This is a genomic window from Enterobacter sp. Res13-Sevr-PEC09-46, assembly GCF_015672585.1.
Lineage (GTDB): Bacteria > Pseudomonadota > Gammaproteobacteria > Enterobacterales > Enterobacteriaceae > Enterobacter > Enterobacter hormaechei_C.
Genome location: NZ_JADABR010000033.1, coordinates 371,480 through 382,864 on the forward strand (window position 1 = coordinate 371,480; position 11,385 = coordinate 382,864).

Annotated in this window: 9 protein-coding genes, 1 tRNA gene and 1 rRNA gene; 8 read left to right on the forward strand and 3 right to left on the reverse strand. The window is 51.2% G+C overall.

What is annotated here, in order from left to right:
- The first annotated feature begins 113 nt into the window (after positions 1–113).
- The 5 genes from IMQ56_RS21755 to IMQ56_RS21775 all read left to right on the forward strand — a co-directional run bounded on the left by IMQ56_RS21755 (position 114) and on the right by IMQ56_RS21775 (position 5,037).
- Positions 114–854: a carbonic anhydrase family protein gene (locus IMQ56_RS21755; RefSeq protein WP_017382702.1), complete on the forward strand. Its 741-nt coding sequence runs from the start codon at positions 114–116 to the stop codon at positions 852–854.
- 330 nt (positions 855–1,184) lie between these two features.
- The gene (gene dusB / locus IMQ56_RS21760; RefSeq protein ID WP_023295513.1) at positions 1,185–2,150 is read left to right on the forward strand and encodes a tRNA dihydrouridine synthase DusB; all 966 of its coding nucleotides are present in this window, start codon (positions 1,185–1,187) and stop codon (positions 2,148–2,150) included.
- A 23-nt stretch (positions 2,151–2,173) separates the two neighbouring features.
- On the forward strand, positions 2,174–2,470 hold the full coding sequence (gene fis, locus IMQ56_RS21765) for a DNA-binding transcriptional regulator Fis (RefSeq protein WP_000462905.1): 297 nt from the start codon (positions 2,174–2,176) through the stop codon (positions 2,468–2,470).
- Positions 2,471–2,648: 178 nt separating this feature from the next.
- Complete coding sequence (locus IMQ56_RS21770; RefSeq protein WP_003860373.1) at positions 2,649–2,813, forward strand: DUF2556 family protein; 165 nt, start codon at positions 2,649–2,651, stop codon at positions 2,811–2,813.
- A gap of 139 nt (positions 2,814–2,952) precedes the next feature.
- Entirely contained in the window at positions 2,953–5,037 is a 2,085-nt protein-coding gene (locus IMQ56_RS21775; protein WP_196063919.1) for a bifunctional diguanylate cyclase/phosphodiesterase, read from the forward strand.
- On the opposite strand, the gene envR is transcribed toward IMQ56_RS21775, so the two are convergent.
- Entirely contained in the window at positions 5,032–5,679 is a 648-nt protein-coding gene (envR, locus tag IMQ56_RS21780; protein WP_023295515.1) for an acrEF/envCD operon transcriptional regulator, read from the reverse strand. The genes IMQ56_RS21775 and envR overlap by 6 nt on opposite strands.
- 396 nt (positions 5,680–6,075) lie before the next feature.
- On the opposite strand from envR, the gene IMQ56_RS21785 reads away from it, so the two are divergent.
- The 3 genes from IMQ56_RS21785 to IMQ56_RS21795 all read left to right on the forward strand — a co-directional run bounded on the left by IMQ56_RS21785 (position 6,076) and on the right by IMQ56_RS21795 (position 10,810).
- On the forward strand, positions 6,076–7,215 hold the full coding sequence (locus tag IMQ56_RS21785) for an efflux RND transporter periplasmic adaptor subunit (protein ID WP_015572026.1): 1,140 nt from the start codon (positions 6,076–6,078) through the stop codon (positions 7,213–7,215).
- Positions 7,216–7,226: 11 nt separating this feature from the next.
- Positions 7,227–10,340, forward strand: coding sequence for an efflux RND transporter permease subunit (locus tag IMQ56_RS21790; RefSeq protein WP_196063920.1), 3,114 nt, complete (start codon positions 7,227–7,229; stop codon positions 10,338–10,340).
- Positions 10,341–10,588: 248 nt separating this feature from the next.
- A complete protein-coding gene (locus IMQ56_RS21795) occupies positions 10,589–10,810 on the forward strand; it encodes a lipoprotein (protein ID WP_003860364.1) in 222 nt (73 codons plus the stop codon).
- A 335-nt stretch (positions 10,811–11,145) separates the two neighbouring features.
- Here the strand turns inward: IMQ56_RS21795 and rrf are convergent.
- Positions 11,146–11,261 (reverse strand): 5S ribosomal RNA (gene rrf / locus IMQ56_RS21800).
- 43 nt (positions 11,262–11,304) lie between these two features.
- Positions 11,305–11,380, reverse strand: a tRNA-Thr gene (locus IMQ56_RS21805).
- Positions 11,381–11,385: the final 5 nt, after the last annotated feature.

Genomic DNA, 11,385 nt, shown 5'->3' on the forward strand with positions numbered 1-11,385 from the left:
CGCCTTTTCCCTTCGGTTTTTTCTCCCGCCTTCTTCCTTTCTTCGATAAAATAACCGCACAAATCATAATGTTAATCATTGATTTGGATAATAAAATTCACAGGAAGAATATGATGAAACACATTTCAGGCAAGGCAGCGCTGCTGGCGCTGAGCATGATTTCGGCTACGGCTTACGCATCACACTGGAGTTATCAGGGAGAAGGCGCACCGGAACACTGGGGCGAACTGGACGAGGCGTACAAGACGTGTAAAAGCGGAATGTATCAGTCGCCGGTCAACATAGATAACACGGTCAAAGCCCACATCTCTCCGCTGGAAACGCACTATATCGACGGCCCGGTCATTCTGACAAACAACGGCCATACTATCCAGGCAAGTGAAAATGCCGATACACGCGACAGCATCACGCTTGATAAACAGCGCTGGACGTTACAGCAGTTCCATTTCCATGCGCCATCCGAAAACACGGTGCACGGTAAAAAATACGCAATGGAAATGCATCTGGTCCATAAAAACGCTGACGGCGAACTGACGGTCGTTGCCGTTATGTTCGATCAGGGCGCGGCAAACACTGAACTGGATAAACTCTGGGGCGTGATGCCCGGACAGGTTGACCAGAACGTCACGATTAAGCCAACCCTCGATATGAATAAATTACTGCCCACGGATAAAACCTACTGGCGTTTTAGCGGCTCTCTGACCACGCCACCATGTTCAGAAGGGGTGACATGGCTGGTGCTCAAGCACCCGCTGACCGTCTCTGCTGAACAGCTGCAAAAATTCACTCACACCATGCACCATGAAAACAGCCGCCCGGTTCAACCGCTTCATGGCCGTCTGGTTGTTGAATAAGTCGATTTTTTTACGCTGATATCCTGTGCTGAAATGCGACGCAGATCGCAAAGAAGCGCCATAATCTGCTGCTTATAGCAGCAGATTATCCCGGACAATTGATTCATTTATTCAGAAATGATGAGAAGTTACGGGAAATTGTAAGCGCCCACAAAATGTTCATTTATTCATAACACAATGATTTAAATAGCGAATAATCTTATTCAAAAAGAATGACTGGCGATTCCTTGATCTACAACAGAGGATTGTTCAAAGTTTGGCCTTTCATCTCGTGCAAAAAATGCGTAATATACGCCGCCTTGCAGTCACAGTATGGTCATTTCTTAACTCATGCGCATCGGACACCACCAGCTCAGAAATCGCCTGATCGCAGCCCCAATGGCAGGTATTACCGACCGGCCGTTCAGGACGCTGTGTTACGAGATGGGAGCAGGCCTGACCGTTTCCGAGATGATGTCGTCTAACCCGCAGGTTTGGGAAAGCGATAAGTCCCGCCTACGGATGGTGCACATTGATGAACCAGGTATCCGCACCGTGCAAATTGCCGGAAGCGTGCCTGAAGAGATGGCAGATGCCGCGCGTATTAACGTGGAAAGTGGCGCCCAGATTATTGATATCAATATGGGTTGCCCGGCCAAAAAGGTGAATCGCAAGCTTGCAGGTTCAGCCCTTCTGCAATACCCCGACCAGGTGAAGTCAATCCTGACGGCGGTTGTCAGCGCAGTGGACGTTCCTGTTACGTTGAAGATTCGCACGGGTTGGTCGCCGGAACACCGTAACTGCGTAGAGATTGCCCAACTGGCCGAAGACTGTGGCATTCAGGCCCTGACCATTCATGGACGCACTCGCGCCTGTTTGTTCAACGGCGAAGCTGAATACGACAGCATTCGGGCAGTTAAGCAGAAAGTTTCCATTCCGGTTATCGCGAATGGCGACATTACTGACCCGCTTAAAGCCAGAGCTGTGCTCGACTATACGGGAGCTGATGCTCTGATGATAGGACGTGCCGCTCAGGGAAGACCCTGGATCTTTCGGGAAATCCAGCATTATCTGGACACTGGGGAGCTGCTTGCCCCACTGCCTCTGGCAGAGGTTAAGCGCTTGCTTTGTTCGCATGTTCGGGAACTGCATGACCACTACGGCCAGGCAAAAGGGTACCGAATTGCGCGTAAACACGTCTCCTGGTATCTCCAGGAGCACGCTCCAAATGACCAGTTTCGGCGCACATTCAACGCCATAGAGGATGCCAGCGTACAGCTGGAGGCGTTGGAGGCATACTTCGAAAATCTTGCGTAATGAAATAAAGAGCTGACAGAACTATGTTCGAACAACGCGTAAATTCTGACGTACTGACCGTATCTACCGTTAACTCCCAGGATCAGGTGACTCAAAAGCCCCTGCGTGACTCGGTTAAACAGGCACTGAAGAACTATTTTGCTCAACTGAACGGTCAGGATGTTAATGACCTGTATGAGCTGGTACTGGCTGAAGTTGAACAGCCACTGTTGGACATGGTGATGCAATACACCCGTGGTAATCAAACCCGCGCTGCCCTGATGATGGGCATCAACCGTGGTACCCTGCGTAAGAAACTGAAAAAATACGGCATGAACTAATTTCGATTAGCTAACTGCTTGTTTAAAAAGGCGCTCTTCGGCATGGGGAAGCGCCTTTTTTATCGTCCGGACGGGCAACCGTCAATGCTTTGTAAACCTTCTCTTTCCCCACTTTTCAACGCCCGCTTTTCGTGTATATTTCCAGCAACTTACAGGCTCTCTTTTCACGGAATGACACATGATTCGTAAATACTGGTGGCTGGTCGTTTTTGCTGTCTCTGTTTTCATTTTTGATGCGCTGCTGATGCAGTGGATTGAACTGATGAGCACCGAAACCGATAAATGTCGCAATATGAATTCCGTGAACCCGCTTAAACTGGTCAACTGCTCAGAGCTGGACTAACCGCTTCCATCCTGTCCCCCCCTGTTATCACCCAATAAAAACAGGGATTTAAATCACTTTTCGTCATTTCCTGACGATGATAATGTCTGTGCCCTTTCCAACCGCTCTTGCTTAACGTCTCACAACGAGTGAACAGACCATGCTGGTTAGCCAATACAACCAAATCCTCGTAGTCATCTCCTTTGTTGTTGCCATTCTTGCCGCCTATACCGCGCTGAATATGGCTGCGCGCGTTGCCGGAAGCCAGGGCATCGCTGCACGCGTCTGGCTGGCAGGTGGCGGTGTTTCGATGGGGATTGGCGTGTGGGCGATGCATTTCATCGGTATGCTGGCGATGGATCTTTCCATGAGCATGAGTTACAACGCGGTCCTGACCGTGCTTTCGATGGTTATCGCCATCAGCTCGTCAATGTTTGCCCTGTGGCTCGTTAGCGGCGAGCAGCTACGTTTGCGCCGGCTGCTGCCTGGCGCCGTCGTGATGGGAGCGGGCATTGTTGCCATGCACTACACTGGTATGGCTGCCCTGGAGGTCACACCGGGTATTGTCTGGGATAAAAAGTGGGTGGCTATCTCCGTGGTCATTGCCCTTGCCGCTTCACTGGCCGCTCTTTGGCTGACGTTCCGTTTACGTCAGGAAGCAGCACGAATGGCGTTGATGCGGCTGGGGGCGGCGATCACCATGGGCATCGCTATCGCTGGCATGCATTACGCCGGCATGGAAGCAGCACAATTTCCGATGTCGACGATGGTCCACCATCATGGCATTAACGGGAGCTGGCTGGCGATACTGGTTAGCGTGGTCGCGCTCGCTATTCTGGGGATTACGCTGCTGGTGTCGATGTTCGATGCCCGCCTTCAGGCTCGTACCTCGCTGCTGGCCTCATCACTGGCAGAAGCGAACCGTGAACTCGCACAGCTGGCGTTGCATGATACGCTGACGCGATTACCCAATCGTATTCTGCTTGAGGATCGCCTCGATCAGGCCATCAGCAAGGCCGATCGCGAAGGAAGCCCTTTCGCGCTGATGTTTATGGATCTCGACGGCTTTAAAACCGTCAACGATGCCTATGGTCATGATGTCGGTGACAAGCTTCTGGTAGCGGTGACTCAGCGTTTGCTGTTGCAGTTGAAAGGCCAGTACACGCTGGCGCGTATCGGTGGGGATGAATTCGTCCTGCTGGCCGAAACCGCCACTCCGGATGATGCTGCCTCACTGGCAAATTCACTGGTGCGCGTCATTGATAACCCGTTCCATCTCGATCCTTACGAACTGATGGTCACCCTGAGCATTGGCATTGCGCTCTATCCACACGATGGCAAAACCGATCGTGAACTGATGTTTAACGCCGATGCTGCGATGTACCACACAAAACATATGGGTCGTAACGGCTATCACTTCTTCCAGCCGTCAATGAATACGCTGGCGCAGACGCATCTACAGCTGATGAATGATCTGTGGCAGGCCATCGACCGTAATGAGTTACGCCTGCTTTATCAACCTAAATTCCACGCCCCTGCCGGACCTGTCCTCGGGTTCGAAGCGCTGTTACGCTGGCAGCATCCCAAACAGGGGTTACTCCCCCCCGACCTGTTTCTACCGCTGGCAGAGAAAACGGGGCTGATTATTCCCATTGGAAACTGGGTAATCGACGAGGCCTGCCGCCAGCTGCATGAATGGCATCTTCAGGGCCACACGGACTGGTCAATGGCGGTGAATCTTTCTACATTGCAGTTCGAACAGCCGTCGCTGGTTAAAACAGTTCTCGATTGTCTGACGCGCCATAGCGTACCACCCGGCATGTTGATCCTGGAGGTGACCGAAACCACGGCAATGAACAATCCGGACGAAAGCGTTCGTGTCCTGACAGCGCTGACGGATGCGGGAGTAAAAGCCTCGATAGACGATTTTGGCACCGGTTACTCAAGCCTTCTGTATCTTAAGCGACTCCCCGCCTGCGAGTTGAAAATCGATCGTGCTTTTGTGAAAGAGTTAAGTGGTGAGAGTGAAGATGCGACGATTGTCTCGGCGATTGTCGCCCTGGCAAAAACGCTGAATCTGAAGGTCGTGGCGGAAGGGGTCGAAACCGCAGCGCAGCAAACCTTTCTGACAGAACTGGGATGCAATACGCTACAGGGTTACCTGCTGGGCAAACCGATTACCGCGCAAGCTATTATGGAACAGTGCCAGCACGGGGAGATGTCGCCACCCCGGACGCGGTCATGAGGCTGTATCGTAAACCACTGGCGCCACTCGGGTGATATTTAGTGTCGCCAGAATATTATCCACCAGCGCCGGTGCTTGTTTGTACAGATTAAAATTGTTGCTATCCATTAACCAGTTTTTAATGACACCGCTAAAAAAGGCGTGGAAAACAATCAGCGCCAGTTCAATATTGGTTTGCGAAGAGATAACGTTACGAGCAATGCATCGCTTTAGCGTCTTGCGAAGATAATCATCGTTTAAACCGATCCGCTTTCGTATTTCACATTCTGAAATCACATCGTCATGAAATTCACACTTATGATACAAAATTTGTAAAAGCGCATATTGCCGCGGCTCGCTCGCAATATATTGCAGTGCGACAATAAATTGTTCACGAAGCATTAACAAAGGGTCGTCATTTTCGGAAAGTATTAACCTGTCACGAATCATCTCACGCATCGGCAATTGCTGATCCCATATTGCATTAAATATTTCCGCTTTACTCGAGAAATGCCAGTAAACCGCCCCGCGAGTGAGTTGAGCAGCATCGGCGATGTCGGTAAGCGTGGTGCTGGACACGCCACGCGTCGCGAATAGCCCGATAGCGGCTTCAATCAGCTGCTGGCGGGTCTTTTGAGCCTCTTCTTTCTTTTTGCGCACCATAACCTGCTACTCATTACTCATAAGATTGATACGTTATCAAAGGATATTGCCGTGGTCGTGTAGTCAAAGTATTAACCAAAATCCGTGTTAATTTTGCACAAAAAAAGTCAATTCATTTAATTTATAATTCACGTGAATAAATCGAATACATAAAATTCATAAAATATATGAATAGCATTCACCGAAAACATTTAGTTGATTATCCTGACAGAAACAGAATACCGAATGCACTGTGTCAGATTCCGATTTTTACTTTTAAAAGCTCCATCAGCACTTATAAATTAAAAAACATTAAACACCCTCATTATTATACGCGGCTACATTTCTATTTTTTGCCTCACACCCTTTCACCGATTCATGGCAAATATCGGCTCAAGGGTAGTTTAAGGAACAGTAATGACGAATCACTTCAGATGCTTACCCTTATCCGGTTTCATTGTCTGTGCCGCGCTGCTCACCGGGTGCGATGGGCAAGAAAACCCACAGCAGCATGCGCAAGCTCCTCAGGTCAGTGTTCATATTGTTAAAAGCGCGCCACTGGCCGTAACGACAGAATTGCCCGGCAGAACTGACGCGTATCGTGTTGCGGAGGTTCGTCCTCAGGTAAGTGGTATCATTCTGCACCGTAATTTTACCGAAGGCAGCGACGTTAAAGCGGGTGAATCCCTTTATCAAATCGATCCGGCCACCTATCAGGCAGCCTACGACAATGCGAAAGGTGAACTGGTAAAAGCACAGGCGGCGGCGAATATCGCCCATCTGACGGTGAAACGTTACGTTCCGCTGGTTGGTACGCAATATGTGAGCAAGCAGGAGTACGATCAGGCGGTGGCAACTGCCCAGCAGGCGGATGCGAGCGTGGTTGCCGCGAAGGCTGGCGTTGAAAGCGCGCGGATCAACCTGGCCTATACGAAAGTCACATCCCCAATCAACGGGCGTATAGGTAAATCCAGCGTCACCGAAGGGGCGTTAGTCACTAATGGCCAGGCAACTGCACTGGCGACGGTTCAGCAACTCGATCCCATTTATGTCGATGTGACGCAATCCAGCAGCGATTTTATGCGCCTGAAGCAGCAGACGAGCCTGCAAAAGGGAGACACCAGCAGCGTCGAGTTGCTGATGGAAAATGGCCAGCCTTATCCGCTGAAAGGGACGCTCCAGTTCTCTGATGTCACGGTAGATGAAAGTACCGGCTCAATCACCCTTCGCGCCCTCTTCCCTAACCCACAGCATATGCTGTTACCGGGTATGTTTGTCCGTGCGCGCATCGATGAAGGTACGCAACCTGATGCCATTCTGGTTCCTCAGCAGGGGGTAACCCGTACACCACGCGGAGATGCCACCGTGCTTGTGGTAAATGAGAAAAACCAGGTGGAATCACGCACTGTCGTTGCACCGCAGGCGATTGGCGATCGCTGGCTGATCACGGAAGGCCTCAAAAACGGCGACCGCGTCATTATCAGCGGCCTGCAAAAAGTTCGCCCTGGCGTCACCGTCGTGGCTATTCCTGATACCGCTGCGACTCCAGCCAGTTAAGGAATAACGACATGGCTAATTTCTTTATTCAACGGCCTGTTTTCGCCTGGGTACTCGCCATCATTCTGATGATTGCGGGCGGGCTGGCCATTTTAAAACTACCGGTCGCGCAATATCCGACCATTGCGCCGCCGGCGGTTGCGGTGACAGCAACCTACCCGGGCGCTGATGCCCAGACGGTACAGGACACCGTCACTCAAGTTATCGAACAGAACATGAACGGTATCGATAATTTGATGTACATGTCGTCCACCAGTGATTCCGCTGGTAACGTCACCATCACCCTGACGTTCGAGTCGGGTACGGATCCTGATATTGCGCAGGTGCAGGTTCAGAACAAACTTCAGCTCGCCATGCCGCTGCTGCCACAAGAAGTGCAGCAGCAGGGGATCGGCGTGGAGAAATCCAGCAGCAGCTTCCTGCTGGTTGCAGGCTTTGTGTCGGACAATAAAAACCTCACGCAGGATGATATCTCCGACTATGTCGCTTCTAACGTAAAAGATGCGATCAGCCGTACTTCCGGCGTCGGTGACGTGCAGCTGTTCGGTGCCCAGTATGCAATGCGCATCTGGCTGGACAGCAACGAGATGAACAAATATCAGCTCACGCCGCTGGATATCATTAACCAGCTAAAAACGCAGAACGACCAGATTGCTGCGGGCCAGTTGGGCGGAACACCGTCCGTACCTGGGCAGCAACTGAACGCCTCAATTATTGCTCAAACGCGTCTGAAATCGCCGGAGGAGTTTGGTCGTGTGACGCTGAAGGTGAACCAGGACGGTTCGATGGTCCACCTGAAAGATGTGGCCAGCATTGAGCTGGGTGGCGAAAACTACAACATGGTCACCAAAATCAATGGCCAGGCAGCAACGGGGCTGGGGATCAAGCTGGCGACTGGCGCAAACGCGCTGGATACCGCTGCCGCCATCAAGAGTAAACTGGCGCAGTTGCAGCCCTTCTTCCCTCAGGGCCTGAAAGTCGTGTATCCGTACGACACCACACCTTTCGTGAAGATCTCAATCCATGAAGTGGTGAAGACGCTGTTTGAAGCGATTGTTCTCGTGTTCCTGGTGATGTACTTGTTCCTGCAAAACCTGCGGGCAACGCTTATTCCGACTATCGCCGTGCCCGTGGTGTTACTGGGCACCTTTGCGGTACTGGCTGCGTTCGGGTTCTCCATTAACACCCTGACGATGTTCGGGATGGTATTGGCGATAGGTCTGCTCGTCGATGACGCCATCGTGGTGGTCGAGAACGTAGAACGCGTCATGGTTGAGGACAAGCTGCCGCCAAAAGAGGCGACGCAGAAGTCGATGGAGCAAATCCAGGGCGCCCTGGTGGGCATTGCCATGGTGCTTTCGGCGGTATTTATCCCGATGGCATTCTTTGGTGGTTCAACCGGGGCTATCTATCGCCAGTTCTCGCTGACCATTGTCTCCGCGATGGCCTTGTCGGTACTGGTGGCGTTGATATTAACGCCTGCTCTTTGTGCCACGCTGCTCAAACCGGTTTCCAGCGAACATCATGAAAAGAAAGGTGGTTTCTTCGGCTGGTTTAACGCGCTCTTTGATAAAAGTGTGGAGCATTACAGCAACAGCGTGAGCGGCATTTTACGTAAGACCGGCCGCTATCTGCTGGTTTACGTCATCATCGTCGGCGGCATGGCAGTTCTGTTCCTGCGCCTGCCTTCCTCCTTCCTGCCGGAAGAGGATCAGGGGGTGTTTATGACGATGGTTCAGTTGCCGGCAGGGGCGACGCAGATGCGTACCCAGCAGGTACTGGATCAGGTTCAGGATTATTACCTGACGAAAGAGAAAGCGAACGTTGAATCGGTCTTTACCGTAAACGGTTTTAGCTTTAGCGGACAGGGGCAGAACTCCGGTATCGCTTTCGTCAGCCTGAAGCCATGGGAAGAACGCCCGGGCAAGGAAAACGGCGTTGAAGCGATTGTCAGCCGCGCAACGAAAGCGTTCAGCCAGATCAAAGATGGTCTTGTATTTCCGTTTAACCTGCCTGCCATTATTGAACTGGGTACCGCAACAGGCTTTGACTTTGAATTGATTGACCAGGCAAACCTGGGGCATACGCAGTTAACCCAGGCGCGTAACCAGCTGCTGGGCATGGTGAGAGAACATCCTGACTTACTGGTTCGCGTGCGTCCTAACGGACTGGAAGATACGCCACAGTTCAAGCTGGACGTCGATCAGGAGAAGGCACAGGCGCTGGGTGTGAGCGTGTCTGACGTCAATCAGACGATTTCAACAGCGCTGGGTGGCACCTATGTGAACGACTTTATCGATCACGGACGGGTGAAAAAAGTTTATGTCCAGGCTGATGCTCGCTTCCGTATGCTACCAGGAGACATTAACGGCCTGTATGTGCGTAGCGCTAACGGCGAAATGGTGCCTTTCTCTGCCTTTAGCAGCTCTCACTGGGTGTACGGTTCACCGCGTCTGGAACGTTACAATGGGATGCCATCAATGGAGATCCTCGGTGAGTCTGCCCCTGGCAAAAGTACCGGTGAGGCAATGGCGTTGATGGAAAGCCTTGCGTCAAAACTGCCTTCCGGCATCGGCTACGACTGGACGGGGATGTCTTATCAGGAACGACTTTCCGGGAATCAGGCTCCGGCGCTGTACGCCATTTCACTGATTGTGGTGTTCCTGTGTCTGGCGGCCCTCTATGAAAGTTGGTCAATTCCCTTCTCGGTCATGCTGGTTGTGCCGCTGGGGGTGATCGGCGCGCTTCTGGCTGCATCAATGCGAGGGCTGAATAATGACGTTTACTTCCAGGTTGGTCTGCTTACGACAATTGGTTTATCAGCCAAGAACGCCATACTGATCGTTGAGTTCGCCAAGGATCTCATGGATAAAGAAGGCAAAGGGATTATCGAAGCCACGCTTGAAGCCTCGCGTATGCGTCTGCGTCCTATCCTGATGACTTCCCTGGCATTCATCCTTGGTGTTATGCCTCTGGTCATCAGCAGCGGTGCAGGTAGTGGGGCACAAAATGCGGTCGGGACGGGCGTGATGGGCGGGATGCTGTCAGCCACCCTGTTGGCCATTTTCTTTGTTCCTGTTTTCTTTGTGGTTGTCCGGAGACGGTTTACAAAGCACAAGGATTAATGAAAATCATAAAGGCACCTCTGGTGCCTTTTTTATTTCCTGAAAACAATGTAAAAACACTTCCCCTCTTCACATTTCCTCCATTAATAATCAGTGCCCGCGCTTTTTTCTTCATAATTTTTACAATCCACACAAATTGAGATTATTCCCCGTGCTGCATGGTATTAGTGCGGTGGTAAAATAATCATCAGTTCGTTAATTGCTGTATCGGCTCTTTAGCGAATAAGCGATCATATTGAGGTAACATCATGAAAAGATTCCTTTCCGTTGCACTTCTCGCTGCGCTGCTTGCTGGTTGCGCGCACGACTCTCCATGTGTACCGGTATACGACGATCAGGGGCGACTGGTTCACACCAATACCTGTATGAAGGGCACTACCCAGGATAACTGGGAAACAGCAGGTGCGATTGCTGGTGGCGCCGCGGCAATCGCTGGCCTGACACTCGGTATTGTCGCCCTGACTAAATAAGGCTTCTAAAAGCGCGGCCATCGCCGCGCTTTTATTTTTCCCTGATATAAGGAACGTATATTCCTCATCACGAATAGCATCAGATATTAATTAAATTCAATACGCTACCTTACTCCCCGCTATACCCCATACCTGTACATAACATTTAATTGATTTAACGCTGCTGCGAGCCAGCATAATGCATTCCACAACTTCAGTTTCAGTAGGGTAAAACGCTTTAATACGTCCGTAAGGTATTAATGGCGACAGCAGGAATATCGAATGAGGGAATTGGTTTGGCTGGAGCGATAACGCAAAAAGGCCATCCTTTCGGATGGCCTTTCTACTTGTTTGATGTCTGGCAGTTCCCTACTCTCACATGGGGAGACCCCACACTACCATCGGCGCTACGGCGTTTCACTTCTGAGTTCGGCATGGGGTCAGGTGGGACCACCGCGCTAAAGCCGCCAGACAAATTCTTTTACTTCTTGCCGAACTTTAACCTAAGTATAAAGTGGTGCTGATACCCAGAGTCGAACTGGGGACCTCACCCTTACCAAGGGTGCGCTCTACCAACTGAGCCATATCAGCACGCT

Excerpts from the sequence above, each read along its gene's own strand:
- IMQ56_RS21755 (WP_017382702.1), top strand. The coding sequence starts at position 114 with ATGAAACACATTTCAGGCAAGGCAGCGCTGCTGGCGCTGAGCATGATT.
- dusB (WP_023295513.1), top strand. The coding sequence starts at position 1,185 with ATGCGCATCGGACACCACCAGCTCAGAAATCGCCTGATCGCAGCCCCA.
- fis (WP_000462905.1), top strand. The coding sequence starts at position 2,174 with ATGTTCGAACAACGCGTAAATTCTGACGTACTGACCGTATCTACCGTT.
- IMQ56_RS21770 (WP_003860373.1), top strand. The coding sequence starts at position 2,649 with ATGATTCGTAAATACTGGTGGCTGGTCGTTTTTGCTGTCTCTGTTTTC.
- IMQ56_RS21775 (WP_196063919.1), top strand. The coding sequence starts at position 2,953 with ATGCTGGTTAGCCAATACAACCAAATCCTCGTAGTCATCTCCTTTGTT.
- envR (WP_023295515.1), bottom strand. The coding sequence starts at position 5,679 with ATGGTGCGCAAAAAGAAAGAAGAGGCTCAAAAGACCCGCCAGCAGCTG.
- IMQ56_RS21785 (WP_015572026.1), top strand. The coding sequence starts at position 6,076 with ATGACGAATCACTTCAGATGCTTACCCTTATCCGGTTTCATTGTCTGT.
- IMQ56_RS21790 (WP_196063920.1), top strand. The coding sequence starts at position 7,227 with ATGGCTAATTTCTTTATTCAACGGCCTGTTTTCGCCTGGGTACTCGCC.
- IMQ56_RS21795 (WP_003860364.1), top strand. The coding sequence starts at position 10,589 with ATGAAAAGATTCCTTTCCGTTGCACTTCTCGCTGCGCTGCTTGCTGGT.